Origin of the sequence: Bradyrhizobium sp. 186 (assembly GCF_023101685.1) — a bacterium.
Classification (GTDB): Bacteria; Pseudomonadota; Alphaproteobacteria; order Rhizobiales; family Xanthobacteraceae; genus Bradyrhizobium.
Genome location: NZ_CP082164.1, coordinates 6,415,945 through 6,437,385 on the forward strand (window position 1 = coordinate 6,415,945; position 21,441 = coordinate 6,437,385).

The window sequence follows — 21,441 nt, forward strand, 5'->3', positions numbered from 1 at the left end:
TTCAGGCGGCCTTCGCCTGCGGCTTGTTCGACTTGACGCGGGTGACGCTGTTGCGGCCGTCGATGCTGACCGGCACCTCGCCGTCGATGGTGGCGCGCCGGACGACGCGGTGCTGGTCGCCGTAATCGTTGACAGCGTAGTGTTGGGTGGCGCGGTTGTCCCAGATCACCACATCGCCCTGCTGCCAGCTCCAGCGCACCGTGTTCTCGGGCGCGGTGATGTGGGACTGGAACAGGTCAAACAGCTTCTGGCTGTCATATTTCGACAGGCCGACGAAGCGCTGGACGAAATTGCCGAGCACCAGCGTCCGTTCTCCGGTCTCGGGATGGACGCGAACGACGGGATGCTCGGTCTCGTAGATCGTGCCGGTGAAGACCTCCTCGAAGTGCTTCCTATCGGCCTCGCTCGCGCGGGTCTTGACGGCGTAGTCATAGGCGTTGCTGTGCACTGCCCAGAGTTCGTCCGCGAGCTTGCGCAGCGGCGCCGGCAGATCGAGATAGGACGCTGCCGTGTTCGACCAGATCGTATCGCCGCCGAACTCGGGGATCACGACCCCGCGCAGCACGGAGATCTTCGGATAGGCGTCGACGAAGGTGACATCGGTGTGCCACTGGTCGGCGCGGCCGCCGCCGCGTCCGGAATCGAGCTCCAGGATCGACGCCGTTCCCTTGGTCGCGCCAACCGTCGGATGCGGCACCAGCTTGCCAAGCCGATGGGCAAAGCTCTCCTGCTCGGCGTCGTCGAGATGGTTCTGGTCGCGGAAGAAGACGACCTTGTGCTCGAGCAAAACCTGGTTGATCGCCGCGACCGTCCGGTCCGGGAGATCGCCGGAGAGCTTGATGTTCCTGATTTCGGCGCCAATACGTGCCGAGCGCTTGACGATGTCCGCGCGCGGAATGACGTTGTCGATGGTGATTGCGTCCGTCATGTCATCTTCCCCAAGACCGCGATCGATTTTTGGACAAGGCTCCGCCATTCGCCGATCGCTGACGCGACGGCGGAGAAAAACACAGTGATGTTGCGATCGATCCTCTTGCGGGATTGCCGTCTGCACTGGCGGCAATCGCGTCTGGCGGGATCTTTCCGTAGAGGCTGCATCAATGCGGCCTCTTGTTCAGTCACACGATGTTAACTCAAGGGCTCCGGAAATAGCTTCCAAAGTTCAAGGCAAGTACGAAACAGACGCGTCCGCTGTCATGGCGTGTCCGGTTGTTATTTGCGCTCTCCTCTATTCTGCTGCGACTGTGCTCGGCGAACGCCAGACGGCCGACGCATATAGCGCGGGCTCGAAATCATCGGCGATCTGTCCATTGATCCGCGCCTCATGCGCCGGAAGGTCGTCATGGAATAGATCCCTGCTGATCCGCGCGACGACGCCCGGGATATCGCGCCTGAAGCTCGGGACGTCTCCAATCGGCAAGCCGAAGCTCACGAACGCCGCGGGGTTGAAGACGTGGATGTTGCGGAGATAGGGCGCGCGGCCGGGCGCTTTCTCCAGGAATTCGTGCCCCGACCCGAGATAGGGATGTGCGCCCAGCGTTTCGTCCTGCTCGTCCGCAGAAGGCGATAAGCGGTCGCGCCACAACAGGATCTTGTCGGAGAAGGCGGCCAGCTCCGGCGTCTTTGCGAGATCGACCTGATAACCCGTACCGGCGATGACGAAATCGAATGCGATATCGCCATGCGACGTGGTTGCAAGTAGCCGCCGCCCGAACGGCTTGGCCGACGTCCACGGCGCCGCCAGATGAAGGTGGAAATTCGGGAACCTGACGGCGCGCCCGACCGCATCAGGCGGCGGCGTGGATCCGGCACGGCGGAAACGGATGGCCTGATGCCAGCGAAGAGCGTCCGGCAACGATCCGTAATTGTCGTAAGCTCCCGGATAGCCGCGCGTCCTGATCACCGGCTCCGAGGCGAGCCTGTCGCGCCGCGCGAAGAGATGCACCTCCCTCGCCCCGGCTTCGAGCGCCACCGCCGCGGCGTCGAATGCAGAGGCCGCGCTGCCCAGCACCGCGACTGACCTGTCGCGCAGCTTCTCGAAATCGATCGCTTCCAGCGTATGAGCGTAAAGCTCCTTTGGCAGATTGCGCGAGAGCACGTCGGGAACGGACGGACCGCCGTTACTGGGGAATCCACTGGCAAGAATGACCTTGCGGGCCGTTTCCGTTCGCGCTTCGCCGGCCACGTCGAGATGAAGCCGCAGATGGTCATCGGCCGGCTCGACACGGAGAAGCCGCGTCCGATAGCGCACGTCGATACGAAGCGTGCTGCGATACCAATCGAGGTAGGCGGCCCAATCCACCCGGGCAATACGATCGATCGCTTCATATGCGGCGGCGCCGTGGCGGGCTTCATACCAGGCCTGGAAACTCAGTCCGGTCAAACCGAGTTCAGGCCCCAGCAACCCTTTCGGCGTACGCAGCTTGTTCATGCGCGCGCTGCTCAACCAGGGACCAGACGAAGCAGCGTCGCCGGCGGCATCGATCACCGTGACCTTGCCGATGCCGGCACGACGCAACGCAACGGCGAAGGCGCTTCCGGATTGCCCGCCGCCGATGATGGCGACGTTGTGATCAATCCCCTGACGATCCGGGATCCAGTTCTGCGGATCTGGACCAATCAGACGCATGGTCTCGCGAGCCGCGGTGTCGATATCGGACTGAAACATGTTGCACCCGGATTTGTCAGGATCAGATGCGATCAAATCGTAGAAGCGAACGACACTCAGTCAATGAAATGGAATCGGTCTTGTTTAGCCACCCGGACAACGAACCCATCGCGAGGTTACAACGCGTTGAAAGATTTGCGTCGATAGCGCGGCATAGCCATCGAACAGGGTGAAACGTTCGGCGTGCGTAGCGCTTTCGGATTAAGACGATCAGCTCGCGACATCATCTATTTCGCGCACTCCTGCCGCTAGATTCATGCTCGCATCGAACCGAACAACGCAAATCCATTTCATCGACATTTCTCTCCCTGACAACATAGAGTTTATCTTGATCAAGCCACCTCGACGGCCCTTTGAGATTTTGGACAACACGATGTCGACCCCCAGCGTCATCAGCCTCGAACGGGACACGCCCGAGCTTGCTCGCACCTACGAGCAGGCCGGTATCCTCCAGTTTCACCACGGCAAATTCCTCGTCGGTCCTCTGGCGTTGAAGTCCGGGGATCGCGTGCTCGATATCGGCGCGGGCACTGGCCGGCTCACCGAATTCGTCGCGAAACTCGTCGGCCCTGACGGCCGCGTGATCGGCATCGATCCGCTCGAAAACCGTATCGCTATCGCGCGCCTCCGCGCGTCGAAGACGCTGAGCTTCGATGTCGGCCGCGCCGAGGACCTTTCGCGCTTTGGGTCCGGCGAATTCGATGCCGTGTACCTCAACAGCGTCTTCCACTGGATCGCGGACAAGCAGCGCGCGTTGCACGAGATTCGCCGCGTCCTCAAGCCGGGAGGCCGGGTCGGGTTGAACGTTCAGGACCCGACCAAACCTCACGAGTCGCGGACCTTGCTTCGCCAGGCAATCGAACAGGCCGGATTCGGCGAACGAAGCGGCGAGTCGCACCGTGTGCTCGGAGCAACCGACGTCGAGCTCAAGGCGCTATTCGCCGAAACCGCTTTCGTTGATTACCGGAGCGACCTGCGATCACTCGTCGATTTGCACGGCGACGTGAGTTCGGTGCTCGGATGGTCCGAAGCCAGCGCATTCGGCAACTTCCTCGGCGACTTTTCCCCGGAGGAACGGGAAGCGATCGACGCCGCCTTCGCTGCGCTGGTCGAGGCGAAGCGCACGCCGGAGGGCCTCCGCCTGGAGCGATATCTGCGATTCGCGTTCGCGCGAAAGCCGGAGTCGCAAAATATCCCGTCCGTTTCCTAGTCGCCGCGTCACCCCGGCAATCGCACCTGGATATTCGAATCATGGGCAACCAACGGCAGCTTGTTCTCAATCTCTTCATTTATCCGGGCGGCCACCACGAAGCCGCCTGGCGCTACAAGGGGTCCGAGGCGGACCGCATTCTCGACATCACCTATTACCAGGAGCTGGCGCAGCGTGCCGAGGCGAGTAAGTTCGACGCCATCTTCTTTGCTGACGGGCCGGCGCTGGCTGATAATGTCCGTTACGCCCAGCGTTTTCGTTTCGAGCCAATTACGTGGCTCGCGGCGATCGCGGCGGTGACCACGCGCATCGGCCTGATCGCGACGGCGTCGACGACCTATACCAAGCCTTACAATCTGGCGCGACTGTTTGCCTCGCTCGATCACCTCAGCCGGGGCCGCGCCGGCTGGAACATCGTCACCACCAGCGCGCCCCAGGCCGCGCAGAATTTTGGGCTGCCCGAGCATCCGCCTCACCACGAGCGCTACGAGCGCGCCCGCGAATATCTCGACGTCATCTCGCGGCTCTGGGACAGCTGGGAGGACGACGCGCTGGTCAACGACCCCGTTTCCGGCATCTTCGCCGATACCAGCAAGATCCACACGCTCGACCATGTCGGCAAGCACTTTCGCGTTCGTGGCCCGCTGAACATCTCGCGCACGCCGCAGGGTCGGCCGGTCTACGTACAGGCCGGCGCCTCCGACGACGGCCGCGCCTTCGCCGCCCGGTTCGCGGAGGCAATCTTCACGGCGCATCAGACACTGGAGTCGGCAACGGCGTTCTATGCCGACATCAAGCGCCAGGCCCGCACCTTCGACCGCGGTCCCGACGAGATCAAGATCCTGCCCGGAATCAGTCCCTTCATCGGCAGCACGCAAGCCGAAGCGGACCGCCTCCAGGATGAGTTCAACGAGCTGATCCAGCCCGAATATTCGCTGACCCAACTGCGCCAGATGATCGGTGTCGATCTCACCGGCTACGATCTCGACGGTCCCGTCCCGCGCCACCTCATCGACACAGCGAGCGCGCGCGGTGTCGCCAGCCGCTTCAAGCTGGTTGTCGACATCGTCGATCGCGAGAAGCCGACCATTCGCCAGCTGGTACAGCGGCTCGCCGGCGCGCGCGGCCACTGGGTGATTGCCGGCACGCCGGAAAAGATCGCCGACAACATCCAGACCTGGTTCGAAGGCGGCGCCGCCGACGGCTTCAATGTCATGCCGCCGTGGTTGCCTGGCGGCTTCGATGTCTTTGCCGAGCAGGTCGTCCCGATCCTGCGCAAGCGCGGCCTGTTCCGCGAGGATTACACCGGCACGACCTTGCGTGAGCATTACGGCCTGACGCGTCTCGCCAGCATCTATTCCAGCGCGGCCAAGGCGATCGCCTGATACCGCCCTCCGCACTCATATCCCAATTCGAGATCAGTAAGCAGACATGAAGACAGCGTTGTTTCTCCTCTCCGGCCTTTTGGCTCTTTCTCCGCTCGCTGCCGGAGACGGCTTTGCACAGCAGCCCGCAAAACCGGAGCTGCGGGTTGGCTTCGTGCCGGGACCGTACATTGACGAGTTCAAGATCGGCGTCGAGCCCGAGCTGAAGAAGAAGGGCTACAAGATCCGTTATGTCGAGTTCTCGACCGGCCTTGAAGCCAACAACGCCGTGTTCAAGTCCGAGATCGATGCCAATGTGATGCAGCACACGATCTTCCTCGACTCTTATAATGAGCGGCAGAAGACCGATCTCGTCGGCATCGTGCACGTCCCCACCCCGCCGATGGGTCTCTATTCGAAGAAACACCCGCTGGGTACGCCGATCAAGCCGGGTTCGAGCGTCGCGGTGCCGAATGATCCCGTCAATTTGCAGCGCGCGCTGTGGGTTCTGCGCGACCTCGGTCTGATCGAGATCCGCGACAGCAAGCCGGTCGACGTCACGGAGCTCGATGTCCTCAAGAGTCCCGGCGGCATCAAGCTCGTTCCACTCGAAGCCGCGCAGGCACCACGGGTGCTCGATGACGTCGACTTCGCGGCCATCCAGGGCAATTTCGCGATTTTCAGCGGGCTGAAGCTGACCAACGCCTTCGCGCTGGAGAAGATGACGACGCCCTACATCAACGTCCTTGCCGTGAAGAAGGCCAATGCCAACGCCGAATGGGCCCAGGACATCGTCGCCGGCTACAAATCGCCCGCGTTCAAGACGGCGATCCAGGGCGATCGGTTCTATGACGGGTTCACTTTGCCTGACTACATGAAGTGAGCAGAGCGCATGTTCGAATTCACGCTCGAATGGGCCAGCCGCCGTTCCGTTGCCGAGCGCACGATCGACGCGCGGGCGGTGACTGATCAGGTCGGCTTCCGTGAGGCCTTCATCCTGCCGCTGGTCCTGCTGATCACCTTCCTGTTCGCGCTGGGCATCATGACAGGCGCGCATTTGCATGGGCGAGCTGACGGGGCCTTGCCGTATCTCGTGTCCGGAGGCATGGGCATGCCCATGCTCTATCCAGCATCGAGCTATGCAGGATTTTGGGTGACGAGGCGATCAGGCGGCGTGGTTTGCCGGCATGTGGATGACCTCGATGCCGTCGTTGAATCTGACACCTGCGATGACCTTCGGCAACTGATTTGTGCCTTTGAGCCGCCGCCAGGTTTTCGATGCGGCGACGACCAGCTTGAACACCATCAGCCTTGCTGTCGTTGACGACAGTGATCCTTTCGTCCGCACGGTTCTGTGCCGCACGGTTGCGAACACGCTTTCGATGGGGTTGGTCGTGCGCAAGTGATCCCAATGCTCGGCAGGGAAGTCGTAGAAGGCCAGCAGCGCGTCACGGTCCTTGGCGAGGCATTCGACCGCCCGGCCGTACTTGACGCGGTATTTCTCGGCGAAGACGTCGATCGCCGCCTCGGCGGCCGCCCGGTTCGGCGCCCAGTAGATTTCGCGCAGGTCCTTCTTCATGTTGGCCTGCACCGAGAGTGGCACCTTGTCCAGGACGTTCACGGTCTTGTGCACCCAGCAGCGCTGGTGCCGCGTGCCAGGAAAGACCTCGTCAAGCGCCTTCCAGAAGCCGAGCGCACCGTCACCAACGGCAATTTCCGGGGCGATCTGCAACCCGCGCTGCTTGACGTCGATCAGGAGCTCACGCCAGCTCTGCGTGCTCTCCCGGACGCCGACCTGAAAGCCAATCAGCTCCTTCTTGCCTTCCGGCGTCGCGCCGATCAGCACCAGCATGCATTCGCCGTGGTCTTCCATGCGTGCCTGCAGGAATATGCCATCAGCCCACACATAGACGTAGCGCCGCGCCGACAGATCGCGCTTTTGCCAGCGCTCGTACTCGCCCTGCCACTCGGCCGTCAGCCGGGAGATGACCGCCGGCGACAGGTTCGGCGCGTCCTTGCCCAGTAGGGCCGTCAGCGCCTCCTGGAAATCACCGGTCGAGATGCCGCGCAGGTACAGCACCGGCAACAGCGCATCCAGGCTCCTGGTCCTCCGCGCCCACAGCGGCAGGATCGCCGAGCTGAAGCGGATCCGCTCGCCGTCACCGGCCGCCCCGCGGTCTCGAATCTTCGCCCGCGCGATCTCGACCGGGCCGATGCCGGTCGCAATCGTTCGCGCCGGGCCGTAACCATGCCGCACGACACGGGCGCGCCCGTCGGCAAGCTTCAAATCCTTCACCGTGGCAAGAAACGTCTCGACTTCGATCTCGACGGCCTGCGCCAGAAGCTGCCGCGCACCAGTTCGCAGAATATTGGTCAGTGGATCGTCGATATTGTCGGGCTGACGAAGGGCAACAATATTGCTAGTCTCGTTCATGGCGTATCGCTCTCCTTGAGAGGTTCTGGCAGGCTCGACACCCGCCTCGATACGCCGCCTATCTCATTCCGTCATCACCCACTTTCCCGCATAGCTCATCCAGCATCAGCGTCCTGCCGCAGGCCATCCAACCTCGGTTCCGTACCGCGGCTCCGGCAGGCCGACGTGCTTGCGCTGCTGGCGGTCGACTAGCAAGGCGATGCCTTTTGCTTTTGGCCCGGCGATAGACATCAAAATCATCCATCGCTGCCAAGCCCCGTGGAATTTTCGAATCGCGCTGGCGACGACGCCAGCACGATTCAACCAAACTGATCCCGACGAGAGTGTAGCAATGTTCAACGCCATCCCTGCCGTGATAGCTTTTTCGGGTTCTCGCCCTACACCGCTGTCCGGAGTGAACATGAGCTATGTCATCTCGCTGCAATCAGGCTGCGCTCGTTTGATCGAACAGGCACGCGGATGGTTCCAGCGCTCACTGCGGCCGCGGACAGGTGGCCCGGACGACAAGCAGGACGATCTCTACGAGATCTACCTGTTCGGGCCCCACGGCTGACACCCGCAAGCGTGTTCGACTTCTCATCACATTGAGGTTTCTCCCATGACCGACGCTGCGTTGCAGCTCGCCGAGACTGCCCGCCGTCTCGACGCCATCGACCGGAAGATCCTGGCAGTTCTTCAGGATGACGCTTCGCTCTCGGTTGCGGAAATCGGGGACCGCGTCGGCTTGTCCTCGACACCCTGCTGGAAGCGCATCCAGCGACTGGAGGCCGACGGCGTGATCCTGAGGCGGGTTGCGCTGGTCGACCAGAACAAGATCGGGCTCGGCCTCTCGGTTTTCGTCTCGGTGGAGAGTTCCGATCACTCGGACGCCTGGCTGAAGCGCTTCGCCGAGGCCGTCAGCGCCATGCCCGAGGTGATGGAATTCTACCGGATGGCCGGTGATGTCGACTACATGCTTCGCGTCGTCATTCCGGATATGTTGAGCTACGACGTGTTCTACAAGAAGCTGATCCACGCCGTTCCGCTCAAGAACGTCACCTCGCGCTTTGCGATGGAAAAGATCAAGTCGATTACGGCGCTGCCGATTCCGCTGGTGGTGGCCGCACACTAAAGTCTCCGCGCGTGACGCGCGAGAAATGGCCTGACGGTATCGAGGACGGCGTCGGGCTGATCTTCCGGTTGAAGATGACCGCCCGGGAGAGCCCAGCCCTCGACATCGGCAGCCCAATTCCTTCAGATCTGGGTTCTTAAGTCCTGATCAAGTTTGGCTTTTCGAGATGCCCCGGTCCAATCCATCATGGGCGGCATGAGACTGATGAAGCTCCGAGCGCAAACTGGCCCGATCGCGCAAGATCGTAGGAAAGCGCAGAAAATCGTGCCGTGGAGCGGGTGAAGCGCTCCGACGCAAATATTTCTGCAGGTTTTTGCTCGTAATTCCAATTACTCACGCGTGCTGGCCAATTTTCGTGTTGGACGCTTTGTTGGACGTTTAATTGGACACTTGTTCCCGGCTTAACATGGCTCGTGTGCCGCTCGAAACTCGTTTCCGCCCCTACGGAAACCCATGAAGTATTGGCGGTAACGCCTGTATCAGTAAGACGGCGCTTCCCCCAACACGCTGGCCCCCACCACGAGCAAGGACAGGACGCGTTCCCGAAGCATCTCGTTGCTGGCGACGTCATTCGAATTTGGCATCCGCGTGCACCCGCTTTTTTGTGCGACGAAGTCGTCGTAGACTGAGTCGCGGGACCGGCGAGTGGCGAAATTTGCCGGAAAATTAACTCATGATTCACCGACTCGCGCACCCTGTGTTGTCAGGACAACTGCAACGGCGATACGCGGTCAACAGCTCGCTCGGTTGGGTGACTCCCTGCGACTTAATGGGTCGGCTTAGCTAGTCTCGCTTCCTGGTCCTGAAAGCTATCGAACCGATCCGCTACGCCAACAGCGTCGCGCGATCGCCTCGGTCCCGACAGAGCAGCTGATTAAGAGTCAGCCACGGGTTAAGAATAATCAATGCCTTGCTGGTCGCATCCCTGGGCTTATCCGGCCGAAAACGGGCATTCGTCGCACGGTCATAGTACCTTGTTGCGCCACCAATAGTGGGAGAGCGTAACGAGGCCATGGAAGCCGCTCAGCCTGCCGGGCGAGGCACGCCCAGCGAATCGCGCAAGGTCGAGCCGTCGTACTCGGTGCGAAACAGGCCGCGACGTTGCAGTTCCGGCACGAGGCCGTGGACCAACTCCTCCAACCCGCCTGGAAGATAGGGGACTTGCAACATGAAGCCGTCGCAGGCGCCGGCCTCGAACCACTCCTGCATGCGATCGGCCACCGTACCGGGCGTCCCGGAAAATCCGCTAGTGGTTCTCCCCGCACCGTAGCGTTGTCCCAGGTCGGCAAGACTTAAGCCCGAGCGCCGTGTCAGCTCGGAGACCTCACGGTAGTGCCCTTCGACACCGGGAACGTCGAGATTCTCAGGCAGGACCTGATCCTGCGGGAAGCGTGAGAGATCGACGCCGAGATGATACGACAATGTCGAGAGACCAGACTCTGAATGCGAAAGTTCATGAAGTTCGTCGTGCAGTGCCTTCGCCCGCTTCTCCGTGTCGGCGATGACAGGGACGATGCCGGGCAGCACCTTGATCGTGTCCGGGTCACGGCCGAAACGGACCGCGCGGGCGCGCAGGTCGTTGCGGAATTCGACGGCGACGTCGATCAGGCCCGGGGTCACGAAGATGATCTCGGCCCATCGGGCTGCGAAATCGCGGCCGCGATCGGAGGCGCCGGCCTGGATGAATACCGGGCGCCCCTGCGGCGGCCGGCTGACATTGAGCGGGCCTTGCACATTGAACCATTTGCCGGAATGGTCGATCCGGTGCACCCGCGTGGGGTCGGCGAATAGCGGCGTCTGGCGATCCCGGACCAGCGCACCATCCTCCCACGAATTCCACAGCCTGGTTACGACCTCGAGAAATTCGTCGGCGCGCTCGTAGCGCTCCTCGCGCGAGAGCTGCTCGGTCAAGCCGAAATTGCGCGCCTCGGCCTCCTGGAACGAGGTGACGATGTTCCAGGCGGCACGGCCCCCGCTGAGATGGTCGAGCGTCGCGAGCGCCCGCGCCAGTGCATAGGGCTGAGCATAGGTCGTCGAAATGGTCGCGCCGAGACCGAGATGCTTCGTCGCACCCGCGATGATCGAAAGCACCACCAGCGGATCGAGCCGCAGCGCGCCCAGCGCGCCGTAGCGAAGCTGGCTGTCCAGGCTGCCGCCCAGCGTGTCAGGGATCGCGAGAATGTCCGCGATGAAGAGAAGATCGAAGCGCCCCTGCTCCAGCAGCCGGCCGATATTCTGGTAGTAAGCGGCGGACAGCAAATCGCCGTCCGCTTTCGGATGCCGCCATCCGGCATGGCTGCCGGAGACAGGACCTGCGGAGACAAAGGCGGCAAGGTGCAGTTTCTTGTCAGGCATAGGTCAGCTCACAGTCCATGAGATCTCGACGGGGCCGCCACGCTTCAGCGTGTTGTAAATCGGGCAGTTGGCCGTGAAGCCGGCAACCAGCGTTTCAGCCTCGCCCGCCGTCACGCCGGACAGGCGCACGGCGATGCGAATCCATTCGTACTGCGTCGGATCGGTGGCGTGACGCCGGAACGAGACGTCGGAGCCAGCCTCGCGCAGAACGATTCCCAGCTCCTTCGCCGTCTTCTGGATGAGGCCGAGCGAGCAACTGCCGAGAGACGACAGCAGCAGTTCGCCGGCGGTAATCGCCTCGCCGGGACCGCCGACCGCGACACGCTGGTCCGAGACGAAATGGTTCGTTCCCGCGCTGAGCAAATAGCGGCCGAACGGGCCGATGGTGGCGGAGGTGATCGACACCGTCTCACCGACTTGAGCGTTCATGATGATTCTCTGTGTTGTCGGCCCCGCCGTCGCTGCTTAAGCACCGAGCTCCAGTGCGACGGCCTTCTTCGCGGTATCGAACTGCGTGCCCAGCAGAAACGATCGAACATCGACCCTGTTCGGCAGAACGCCCAACGCGTGGAAATTGTCAGCAAGATCCTGGGTCGATGCTGCCGCTGCTTCATCGATCGGCTTCAGCGCGACGGCGGTCGATTCAGACAATCTGGCATCGCGGACAAGCTTCTCGTAGACGGCCTGCTCGGTCCCGTTCGGCGGAAAGCCGCCCTGCGAGGCCCAGAGCGCAACGGATTCGGCCGGATGCGCGAAGATATAGGCCTGGGTTTCCCGGATGAACTTCACGAACTTGGCGAAGAGCTGCGGATACTTCACAGCGACGTCACTCCGCGCCACGTAGAAGGCATAGTCGTAGGTCTTCACGTCGGGCAGCAGACGCGCCTTGCCGCCGAGCTTCGTCAACGCGAGCGCCGTGGCCGGCTGCCAGTGAATCCAGCCGTCGATGCTTCCTTGCGCGAATGCCGTGAACGCGTCTGCCCCGCTCAGGCTGACGGCCGAGACGTCAGACAATCTGAGGCCGGCGGTCTCCAGATATTTGATCAGGCTGTAGGTACCCGTCGTTCCATTCTGATGGGCGATCTTCTTGCCCTTCAAATCGGCCGCGGTCTTGATCGGGGAATTGGCCTGCACCAGGAAATCGACTTCGTCGACCGGCAACGGATAAGCCGCAAGCGGCACGATCGGAACGCGCGCCGGAACGGCGTTCACGACCGCGGTCGCGGTTGCGAACGTGAAGTCGACCGAGCCGGCCTTGATGGCCTCCATCACCGGAAGCGATGCCGTGAATCCCGGTTGCCAGACGATTTTGGTGCCGAGCTCCTGCTCGAGATTGCGGCCACCCACGCCTGCCCGCAGCGATGCCCAGACGCCGGTGCGGCCGTCTCCGATGACTGCGACGGTCAGCTGCGACGGTGCAGGGTCGGCCGCCTTCGCGCGCGGCATTCCACCCAAACCTGTCGAGGCCGCGGCAAGTCCACCGCCGACCGACAACACCGTTCGCCGCGAGATACCAGCGCCACCGCTCGTCGAGCCACTCAAAGTCATATCGTCATCCTTTCGTCTTTTTATGCAACGGCAGCCAAGTCGCGCTCGGCCGTCAGCAGACCGTCGAGCAGCTCTTCCTTCAGGGTCGCCAGCGCCGGATCACCGCGATGGCGGGGACGCGGCTGATTGAAGATCAGGTCGCGCGCGATGCCGCCATCCTTGACCAGGAGTACGCGATCGGAGAGCAGCAGTGCTTCCTCGACGTCGTGCGTCACCAGCAAGACGGTGCGGGGCCGCGCGACGAGCAACTGCTCCAGCAGCAACTGCATCGCAGCCCGGGTGATGGCGTCGAGCGCCCCGAACGGCTCGTCGAGCAGCAACAGGTCCGGCTCGTGGATCAGCGCCCTCGCCAACGCGACACGCTGGCGCTGGCCGCCCGACAGCCCGATCGGAAACTCACTTTCGCGTCCCTGCAAGCCGACTGCGTCGAGGATGCGCCCGGCGTCCTGCTTCCGGCCCCTGATGCCCAGCAGCACATTGCCGAGGACTGTCCGCCACGGCAGCAGACGATCCTCCTGGAACATCAGGCGCACGTCAGCCTTGCGGCCGGTCGCGCGAAGCTCGATGCGGCCGCGCGATGGCGCATCCAGCCCCGCGACAAGGCGCAGCAGCGTCGACTTGCCCGCTCCGCTCGGCCCGATGATCGAGACGAACTGGCCGGCGGCGATGTCGAGATCGACACCGTTCAGGACCGTGCGGCCAGCGTAGGATTTTCCGACCGAACGCAGGCTGACACTGGCTCCGCTCATGCCTTCACCCGATCCGCATAATTCGGATGCCAGCGCAAAAGCCGACGTTCGATCAAGCGTGTGACGAGATCCGACAGCCAGCCTGCGATGGCGTAAAGGACGATGGCCAGCACGATGATGTCGATGCGCAACAGCTCACGGGCGTTCTGCACGAGATATCCAACGCCGTCCCGCGACGCGATCGTTTCACCTACGACCAGAGTGAGCCAGGCTACGCCGAGCGCATAGCGCATCCCGACCAGGATCGGCTGCAGCGCCGCCGGCAGAATGATCGACCAGACCAGCTCAGCGCGGCCAAGACCGTAGGACTTTCCGAGTTCGATCAATTTGGGATCGACGTTGCGGATGCCCCCGACCGTGTTGATGTAGACCGGGAACAGCGACCCCATGGCGACGAGAATGAGCCGCGGCTCCTCCCCGATGCCGAACCAGAGGATCATCAGCGGCACCAACGCCAGGTGCGGAATGGTGCGGATCATCTGCAGCGACCGATCGATAAGATCGTGCAGCGGCTCGAACAGCCCGACGGCCAGGCCGAACAGCAGCCCACCGAGGGCGCCAATGCTGAAGCCGATCGCAACCCGGCGAAGGCTGACAAGGATGTCGTGCTGCAATTCGCCGCGCTCGGCAAGCTGCCGCGCAGCTTCCCAAATATCGGACGGAGGCGGCACGATCGCCGTGGACACAATCCCCGTCACCGAGAGCAATTGCCAGACCAGAAGCAGGCCGAACGGCAGAAGCCAGGGTAGAACGAACGAGCGCCATGTCAGGCCGCGCGCGCGCGATCCCGATATCTCCGACGGATGCGCAACGTCGGCGACCACCGTCACCACGGATTCGCCGGCACGGGAAAATGGCTCCGTGCGACCGGCCGCAGGTGCCGCCGTCGCATCGGCAGGCCTGGAAAGTAGCGACGCATCCGTCATGAAATCGAACTTGCTCCGTCTCACCTGAGACCGCGCCACCTTCGCAAACTCCGACGCGCAATTCGATGGTAGCAAAATTCATTTTTCGCTCGTCGGCATCGATGCCGTTCTACTGCGCGCGGCCTTTTGCAGAATGTCTTTTCAATTTGGCGATGCGCCGCGCGACATAACGCGCTCGAGAAGATTCTCTCGAAGCTGAACTCGAACTGACGCGCGATCGAGGCGGCAACTGTCGCGGTGTTCGGTCACAGGCTGACTTCAATCGAGCGCGTTCGCACTGGAAACAAAACGACTATCGCGCTCATTGCCCCTATCCTGAGGCATTTGTTGTCCGTCTCACGCGAAATTTGGAATGGCCACGCCTCTTCATTTCGCTTCTCCTACGCAGAAACGCCGATCGTGCCGAAGCATCTCCATGAGCGCGGAGCCCCGATCGACGCCGCCAATCATCAGGGGCTATCCATGACCGCACGCTTGTCTTCGCTTTCGCTCTCCCGGCGTCGCCTGTTGGTCGCGACCTCCGCGGTGGCAGCCGTTGCCTACACAGCAATGGCACGCCTGTCTCCAGTTCGGAGTGCCGGCGCTCCTCCGAATGGCGGTGACATCACCTTCCTCATCGACTCGCTGGGCAGCACCTGGATCCCGAACAACAGCTCCATCTCCAGCTTCCAGGGCCACATCTGGGGCCACGTGACCGACAAGCTCGTCTATGTCGATGCCGACGGCAAGGTCAGTCCCTGGATCGCCGAGAGATGGGAGCAGAGCAGCGACGCCACGCAGTTTACCCTTCATCTCAAGAAGGGCGTGACCTTCTCCGACGGCACACCGCTCGACGCTTCGGCCGTCGTCGCCAATCTCGACATCTGGTACGCCGGCCGCAAGAACGAGGGCATCAACCCGGTTGGCCTCTTCCCGAAGACTTACGACCGCGCCGAGGCGGTCGATGCAACCACCGTGAAGGTTGCCTTCAAGGCGCCGACGCTCGGGTTCATCCCGACGCTCGGCTACCATGGCTCCATCCTCATCTCGCCAAGGAGCATCGCGCAGCCCGCCGCCCAGCAGGCTGATCTGGCCAAGACATCCGGCAGCGGACCGTACGTGGTCGAGTCCTGGAAGGAGGGCGACTTCGTCAAGCTGGTCAAGCGCAAGGACTACAATTGGGGTCCCGCCGCAGTCGGTCACACCGGCCCGGCCTACCTCAATTCGATTACCTACAAGCTTGTGTCGGAGCCGTCGCTGCGGGTCGCCGCCGTCCAGTCTGGACAAGCCGATGTCGCCTACAGCCCCTCGCCGCAGGAATTGAAGTCCCTCAAGGACGCCGGATTTACGATTGCGACACCGCGCTATCTCGGCTTCGTCAACGGCCTGGCGATCAACACCAAGCTGGAGCCGTACAACGACGTGAAGGTACGCCAGGCTCTCCAGGCCGGCATCGACCGGAAGGAGATCATCGATACCGTCTACACACCCGACTGGAAGCTGGCGACGTCCTTCATCCAGAGCAACGTGCCCGGCGCGACCGATCACAGCGACCTCCTGGCCTACAATCCCGGCAAGGCCGAGAAGCTTCTGGACGAAGCAGGCTGGATCAAGGATGCCAAGGGGATTCGGACCAAGGACGGCAAGCAGCTGTCGCTGACGCTGTACTCCAACCCCTACCTCGCGACCGCGAAGTCGATCGACGAGGCTCGTCGCCCAGCAACTCGGCAAGATCGGCTGGAAGGTCACCATCCGGGCCTACGACGTCGTGACGTTCGGCGAGAAGGTCAGGTTCGGCGGCCCCGCCGGGCCGGCCTACGAGGTGACGCGCAGCTTCATCGACGCCGGCACTGTGGCCAGCATCCTCACCGACGCCAACAACGGCGAGAACTGGTTCAACCTCGGCGACAGCGACAAGCAGCTCAACGAGCTGCGCGACAAGATCGCCGGCGCCGCCTCGACCGAAATCCGTGATCCGCTCCTCGACCAGCTCCAGACCTACGTCCTCGAGCAGGGCTACTTCATTCCACGCACGCAGATCGTCCAGCGCATCTACGTGCAGTCGCCGAAGCTCAAGGGGAAGGTCTACAACGGCATCGCCTACGCCAGCTAATACACGGCGACAATCAGCGAGTAAGGCGCCGTGCAACCATGCAATTTAAGGAGGCAACCGGCATGAGAGGCGCCTACCTATCCTATGCCGCCAAGCGCTTCACCCAGGCCATCGTCGTCATCCTGCTGGCTTACGTCTTCACCTTTGTTGTCGTCAGTATTCTGCCCGGCGACCCCATCACCAACGTGCTGCGCGACCCGCAGAATGGTTTCACCGAAGACGAGATAAAAGCAATCGTCGCCGCCCAGGGCCTGGACCAGCCGATCCCGGTCCAGCTCTGGACATCATTGTCCCACTTCGTGACCGGCGATCTCGGCCTGTCGATGCGGTCCAACCGACCCGTCACAACCCTGATCGCCGAGGTTCTCCCCTCGACGCTGATCCTCGCGTCCGCGGCCTTCGTTATCGCGCTGCTGCTGGCGGTGACGATTGGCTATGGCACGCAATTTCTTCCGAAACGATTCGGCCAGGGCCTGCTGCGCGGCTTCCCATCGTTATTCCTGTCGGTGCCCAACTTCGTGATCGGCCTGGTGCTGATCCACATCTTCGGGTTTCAGCTCGGCCTCTTCCGCGTGATTGCGCCGAACAGCTTTTGGGCCACTCTCTTCGCCGCGATCGCGCTTGGGGTGCCCGTCTCCGCGCGGATCGCCGAGGTGCTGATCGCGAACCTCGACAAGGAGTCCGAGCAGGAATACGCCACTGTTGCGCGCGGCCGTGGTCTCGGGCAGATGCGCTTCTTTGCCAAGCACCTGCTCAAGCCGTCTTCGCTCCCCGTCGTCACCTTCATCGCCCTCGCCATCGGGGAACTGCTCGGCGGCTCGCTGATCACCGAGACGGTGTTCGGACGCACCGGTATCGGCAGCCTGGTGCAGCGTTCGGTGAGCACGCAGGATTTGCCTGTCCTGCAGGCGGTCGTCTCGCTCGCGGCAATCGTATTCGTGCCCGTCAATTTAATCGCCGACCTCGTCTACCCGCTGCTCGACCCGCGCGTGAAGCTCATCGGCGGTCACAAGTATCGCCCGACCACCGCTGACGACAGCTCCGCTGCCACGTCCCAAGCGGTGACGTCATGACTCTCGCATCCGTCTCCTCCGCGTCGCGGGTCACGGCGATCAGCCGGCTGACGGGCCTCCGGCTGCCGCCGACCGTCGCGCTCTCCTTCGCGATCATCGCGCTCGTGATCGCCTGGTCGCTGGCGCCGGGCTTGTTCACGAGTCATAGCCCGGTCGTCGGTGTCCCCACTGACAAGCTGCTTGGCCCCAGCGCTGCGCACTTGTTCGGCACCGACCACCTCGGCCGCGACCTCTATACCCGCGTCGTCTATGGCACGGCGTCCTCGGTGACGAGCGCGCTCATCGCCGTCGTCATCGCCGCCGTCGCCGGCGGCTTCATCGGCCTGCTGGCCGGCTTCCTCGGCGGCTGGGTGGACATCGTGCTCGCCCGCCTGGTCGACGTGCTGCTGGCGATCCCGAACTTCCTGCTGGCGGTCATCGTCGTCACCGCAATCGGTTTCGACACGACGAACGCCGCGATCGCGACCGGCGTCTCGGCGGTGGCCGTCTTCGCCCGGGTGATGCGTGCGGAAGTCATCAAGACGCGGCAGGCGACTTTCGTCGAGGCGGCGTTTCTGATGGGCGGCTCACGCTGGCACATCCTGTTGCGGCACGTGCTGCCGAACGCGTCGCGCTCGGTGCTCCCGCTCGCAGTGCTGCAGTTCGGCCTGTCGATCCTGGTGATCGCGAGCCTTGCTTTCCTCGGTTACGGCGATCCCCCGCCCGCCTCCGACTGGGGCCTGCTGATCTCGATCGGCAAGGACTACCTCAAATGGCCGTGGCTGGTGTACGCACCGGCCTTCGTCACGATCGCGACCGTCCTCTCCGTGAACAGGATCAGCCGATGGCTGCGCAAGACAGACTGACCGCCAACACACTCGCGCGCGCCGAGCTTGTCGGGCCCGTGCCGCTGCGCTCGATTCCGCTGCTCCGCGTCGACGGCTTGTCGGTCTCCTACGGGAAGCACGAGGTCGTGACCAATGTGGGGTTCGAACTGGGGCGCGGCGAGAGCCTCGCCCTCATCGGGGAGTCCGGGTCGGGCAAGTCGATGATCGCCCGCGCGGTGCTGCGGCTGCTCCCGAGCGGCGGACACGCAACCGGCCGCGTCGCGTTCGACGGCCAGGAGGTGCTCGGGATATCCGAGCGCGGCTTCCGGCCGCTGCGGGGGCGAGCCATCGGATTCGTCCCGCAGGATCCCGCCAACTCACTCAACCCGGTGCGGACGATCGGTGCCCAGGCCCAGGAGGCGGCCGCGCTACTCGACGAGCCCGACAGGGCGATCCGCAAGCAGCTCATCCTGGAGACGTTCGCCGAGGTCGGGCTCGACAACCCCCAGCGCGTCTACGACTCCTACCCGCACCAGCTGTCCGGCGGCATGCTCCAGCGCGTGCTGATTGGCCTCGCGATCCTTCCAAGGCCGACACTGCTGGTTGCGGACGAGCCGACCTCCGCGCTCGACGTCACGATTCAGAAGCGGATCCTCGACCTGCTCACGCGGCTGCAGCACGACCTCAAGATCAGCCTGCTGCTTATTACTCACGACCTTGCGATCGCCGCCGAGCGAGCGAACGCGCTCGTCGTGCTCAAGGACGGCATCATCCAGGAGGCCGGCCGAACCGCTTCTGTCTTCGCCGCACCGGCGTCGGCCTACGCAAGGAAGCTGCGCGCGGATGTCCCGGCCCTCAACCCCGACCGCTACGCCGCGCTACGCGACACGGGCATCCGAGCCCTCAAGACCGGCGCCGGCACGACACCGAAGATCGAGGTCAGCGCCGTCACCAAGACCTTCACTGTCGATGGCAAGACGCTGACGGCCGTCGACGATTTGTCGTTCACCGTCCCGGCCGGCACCACGCACGCGCTGGTCGGCGAGTCCGGTTCGGGCAAGACCACGGCGGTCCGGCTGCTGCTGGGCCTCGAGCAACCCGACACCGGGACCATCTCGGTCGCAGACGAGCAGATCACCGATCGCTCGCCCGATGAGCTACGTTCGGTGTGGCGCCACCTTCAGCTGGTCTATCAGAGCCCATTCACGTCGCTCGATCCGACCTGGACGGTCGAGCATCTCGTGCGCGAGCCGCTCGACCGGTTCAGAATCGGAACCCGCAAGGAGCGTGACGAGCGGGTTCGCGAGGCGCTGGCCGACGTCGGGCTCGGCGATCACCTGCTCTCCCGCAAGCCGCAAGCCCTGTCAGGCGGGCAGCGCCAGCGCGTCGCCATCGCCCGGTCGCTGGTGCTCAAGCCTGATGTGATCGTGCTCGACGAACCCGCCTCCGCGCTCGACGTCAGCGTCCAGGCTGACATCGTCGAAGTCCTGCTCTCGCTACAGGCCAACCTTGGCCTGACCTATGTGTTCGTCTCTCACGACCTCGCACTGGTGCGCCAACTCGCCCACACCGTCTCCGTGATGCAGCGCGGGCGCATCGTCGAGCACGGGGCTGTCACCGAGATCTTCGACAATCCCCGGCAGCCCTATACGAGGTCCCTGCTGGCGTCGATCCCATCAGGTGTCGCCGGCGCCGCACACCTGCCGCACCCGCGCCTTCGGCAGTTGGTGACTGCGGATTGAGTAACCGCAGCGGGCGCCTGCCCGCTTAATTCTCGTCATCCAGCGCAAGCACGGCAAAGCTCGCGAGCCAGTGCTCACCCATATAATGCTCGGCGATATGGGGAAGGCCCGCGGCCAGATGCTCTCGCGCCGCTTCGTGAGCAATGACGCGCCTTGGATCGCTTGCCGGCAAGGCCTCGCCGACGCGGTATCTCGGGTCGAAACTGCTGAGCGCATCCAGCGGGATGTATTGCAGCTTGCGGCGAAGCGGGCGCCGCTCTGCTTCGGAGATCGCCGACCAGGGCTGGCCAAACAATCTCACCTCGCCATCATCGGGCGCAAGCAAGCCAAGGACGATCTTGGCGCAGGTGGACTTGCCGGAACCGGACTCCCCGACGATGCCGACGACCTCGCCCGCCCTGACATCGAAGCTGATGTCCTGCAAGACAACCGATCTCGTGCGTCCGGCGGTCCTGGGCGCGGTCGCTCCGATTTTATCGCACGTGCCGCGGCTGGCTCGCCACCCGTCGGCTTTCTGGCCCATTTCGGTCAGCGTGAAACGAAGAGCGGAGCAGCTTGCTGCTCCGTAACGCTCAGCAACGCCTGACGATAGATCGCGCTGATGCTCGCGAACGCAGCCCGGATGCCCGTGAGATCCGAGGCAGCAAGGCGGACACCGAGCCCCGCGGCCCCCGGCAGCACGCTTGCCGCGGCGTACAGCCCTGAAATTCCGCTCAGAGCGGTGATCAGCGAGGCCTGAATATCTGCGTGATCATGCGAAGGGGTTAGCACCAGGAACGCCGATCCAAAGGCAAGATATCCGCGAAAGATGCCGGGATCCGGACGGTGCAAACGCGTCCGTTCGATCACCAGCGGCTCGCTGCCTGATCTCCTCAGGCAGAAGGTCGATTCCAGTTCACGAAAGCCGCGGGCTTCGCCGCGGGGATCGTGCATCGTGAAGGCGTCGACGATCAAGGCAGAGCCGTCATTTGCACAATCGAGCTCGACGGACTGGGATAGCGCGGCATCCGGAAACAAGATGCGCGGCTCAAGCAGATATTCCAGACTGGCACCACCAGCAACACAGAGGTTGATCGTCTCCACTGCGCGGGCAGCCGGGTCCGCACGATGCACGGATGTTGCACCTTGATTGGTCAAGCATACGGCCGTGCCGGGATTGAGCACGAGACGCTGTACGAGGCGATCCTCCCCATGAACGGCTCCGCTTCCGGTCTGCACGATCACGCTGAGGCAGTTCGGCCGATCCGGATCGAGATAGAAGCTGCGTGTCAGAACGAACGGCCAGGCGAACAGACGGCGGTCGATGACCGTGCGGTTGGCACGACGGACAAAGCTCAGGTCGAACAACACAGCATCCCTTGTC

Annotated in this window: 19 protein-coding genes and 1 pseudogene; 9 read left to right on the plus strand and 11 right to left on the minus strand. The window is 63.2% G+C overall.

Annotation, left to right across the window (positions count from 1 at the left end; translation table 11 throughout):
- Position 1: 1 nt before the first annotated feature.
- Together IVB18_RS30955 and IVB18_RS30960 are read right to left on the minus strand one after the other, a co-directional pair.
- A complete protein-coding gene (locus IVB18_RS30955) occupies positions 2-928 on the minus strand; it encodes a TauD/TfdA family dioxygenase (RefSeq protein ID WP_247984141.1) in 927 nt (308 codons plus the stop codon).
- A gap of 300 nt (positions 929-1,228) precedes the next feature.
- Positions 1,229-2,668, minus strand: a complete 1,440-nt coding sequence (locus IVB18_RS30960) for an NAD(P)/FAD-dependent oxidoreductase (RefSeq protein WP_247984142.1) — start codon at positions 2,666-2,668, stop codon at positions 1,229-1,231.
- Between the two features lie 373 nt (positions 2,669-3,041).
- On the opposite strand from IVB18_RS30960, the gene IVB18_RS30965 reads away from it, so the two are divergent.
- Genes IVB18_RS30965 through IVB18_RS30975 form a run of 3 tightly spaced genes read left to right on the plus strand, consistent with a single transcriptional unit; the run spans position 3,042 to position 6,125 of the window.
- Positions 3,042-3,878: a methyltransferase domain-containing protein gene (locus IVB18_RS30965; RefSeq protein WP_256476443.1), complete on the plus strand. Its 837-nt coding sequence runs from the start codon at positions 3,042-3,044 to the stop codon at positions 3,876-3,878.
- Between the two features lie 41 nt (positions 3,879-3,919).
- Positions 3,920-5,263, plus strand: coding sequence for an LLM class flavin-dependent oxidoreductase (locus tag IVB18_RS30970; RefSeq protein WP_247984144.1), 1,344 nt, complete (start codon positions 3,920-3,922; stop codon positions 5,261-5,263).
- Between the two features lie 46 nt (positions 5,264-5,309).
- Positions 5,310-6,125 carry a MetQ/NlpA family ABC transporter substrate-binding protein gene (locus IVB18_RS30975; RefSeq protein ID WP_247984145.1) on the plus strand — a complete coding sequence of 272 codons (816 nt, stop codon included), beginning with the start codon at positions 5,310-5,312 and terminating at the stop codon, positions 6,123-6,125.
- Between the two features lie 282 nt (positions 6,126-6,407).
- On the opposite strand, the gene IVB18_RS30980 is transcribed toward IVB18_RS30975, so the two are convergent.
- Entirely contained in the window at positions 6,408-7,676 is a 1,269-nt protein-coding gene (locus tag IVB18_RS30980) for an IS256 family transposase (RefSeq protein WP_247984146.1), read from the minus strand.
- A gap of 105 nt (positions 7,677-7,781) precedes the next feature.
- Complete coding sequence (locus IVB18_RS30985) at positions 7,782-8,078, minus strand: hypothetical protein (protein ID WP_247984147.1); 297 nt, start codon at positions 8,076-8,078, stop codon at positions 7,782-7,784.
- Between IVB18_RS30985 and IVB18_RS30990 the strand changes: the two genes are divergently transcribed.
- Together IVB18_RS30990 and IVB18_RS30995 are read left to right on the plus strand one after the other, a co-directional pair.
- Positions 8,077-8,229, plus strand: coding sequence for a hypothetical protein (locus tag IVB18_RS30990; protein WP_247984148.1), 153 nt, complete (start codon positions 8,077-8,079; stop codon positions 8,227-8,229). The genes IVB18_RS30985 and IVB18_RS30990 overlap by 2 nt on opposite strands.
- Positions 8,230-8,274: 45 nt before the next feature.
- Positions 8,275-8,787, plus strand: coding sequence for an Lrp/AsnC family transcriptional regulator (locus IVB18_RS30995; RefSeq protein WP_247984149.1), 513 nt, complete (start codon positions 8,275-8,277; stop codon positions 8,785-8,787).
- 1,023 nt (positions 8,788-9,810) lie between these two features.
- On the opposite strand, the gene IVB18_RS31000 is transcribed toward IVB18_RS30995, so the two are convergent.
- From IVB18_RS31000 to IVB18_RS31020, 5 genes are read right to left on the minus strand one after another with little or no spacing between them, the layout of a single operon-like run.
- Positions 9,811-11,142, minus strand: coding sequence for an LLM class flavin-dependent oxidoreductase (locus tag IVB18_RS31000; protein WP_247984150.1), 1,332 nt, complete (start codon positions 11,140-11,142; stop codon positions 9,811-9,813).
- A 3-nt stretch (positions 11,143-11,145) separates the two neighbouring features.
- Complete coding sequence (locus IVB18_RS31005; RefSeq protein ID WP_247984151.1) at positions 11,146-11,571, minus strand: OsmC family protein; 426 nt, start codon at positions 11,569-11,571, stop codon at positions 11,146-11,148.
- A gap of 36 nt (positions 11,572-11,607) precedes the next feature.
- On the minus strand, positions 11,608-12,690 hold the full coding sequence (locus tag IVB18_RS31010) for an ABC transporter substrate-binding protein (protein ID WP_247984152.1): 1,083 nt from the start codon (positions 12,688-12,690) through the stop codon (positions 11,608-11,610).
- Positions 12,691-12,710: 20 nt separating this feature from the next.
- The gene (locus IVB18_RS31015; protein ID WP_247984153.1) at positions 12,711-13,439 is read right to left on the minus strand and encodes an ABC transporter ATP-binding protein; all 729 of its coding nucleotides are present in this window, start codon (positions 13,437-13,439) and stop codon (positions 12,711-12,713) included.
- Positions 13,436-14,365, minus strand: coding sequence for an ABC transporter permease subunit (locus tag IVB18_RS31020; protein WP_247984154.1), 930 nt, complete (start codon positions 14,363-14,365; stop codon positions 13,436-13,438). The genes IVB18_RS31015 and IVB18_RS31020 overlap by 4 nt, the downstream gene beginning before the upstream one ends.
- Positions 14,366-14,827: 462 nt before the next feature.
- Here IVB18_RS31020 and IVB18_RS31025 point away from each other — a divergent pair.
- The 4 genes and pseudogenes from IVB18_RS31025 (at position 14,828) to IVB18_RS31040 (ending at position 20,078) form a co-directional block, all read left to right on the plus strand.
- Positions 14,828-16,457 (plus strand): annotated as a pseudogene (locus IVB18_RS31025) (ABC transporter substrate-binding protein).
- 62 nt (positions 16,458-16,519) lie between these two features.
- Entirely contained in the window at positions 16,520-17,530 is a 1,011-nt protein-coding gene (locus IVB18_RS31030) for an ABC transporter permease (RefSeq protein WP_247984155.1), read from the plus strand.
- A complete protein-coding gene (locus IVB18_RS31035; RefSeq protein ID WP_247984156.1) occupies positions 17,527-18,375 on the plus strand; it encodes an ABC transporter permease in 849 nt (282 codons plus the stop codon). The genes IVB18_RS31030 and IVB18_RS31035 overlap by 4 nt, the downstream gene beginning before the upstream one ends.
- Positions 18,354-20,078: an ABC transporter ATP-binding protein gene (locus IVB18_RS31040; RefSeq protein WP_247984157.1), complete on the plus strand. Its 1,725-nt coding sequence runs from the start codon at positions 18,354-18,356 to the stop codon at positions 20,076-20,078. Before IVB18_RS31035 ends, IVB18_RS31040 begins: the two co-directional genes overlap by 22 nt.
- Before the next feature lie 25 nt (positions 20,079-20,103).
- On the opposite strand, the gene IVB18_RS31045 is transcribed toward IVB18_RS31040, so the two are convergent.
- Together IVB18_RS31045 and IVB18_RS31050 are read right to left on the minus strand one after the other, a co-directional pair.
- Positions 20,104-20,502, minus strand: coding sequence for a DUF2891 family protein (locus tag IVB18_RS31045; RefSeq protein WP_247984158.1), 399 nt, complete (start codon positions 20,500-20,502; stop codon positions 20,104-20,106).
- A gap of 104 nt (positions 20,503-20,606) precedes the next feature.
- Positions 20,607-21,425, minus strand: coding sequence for an urease accessory protein UreD (locus tag IVB18_RS31050; protein ID WP_247984159.1), 819 nt, complete (start codon positions 21,423-21,425; stop codon positions 20,607-20,609).
- Positions 21,426-21,441: the final 16 nt, after the last annotated feature.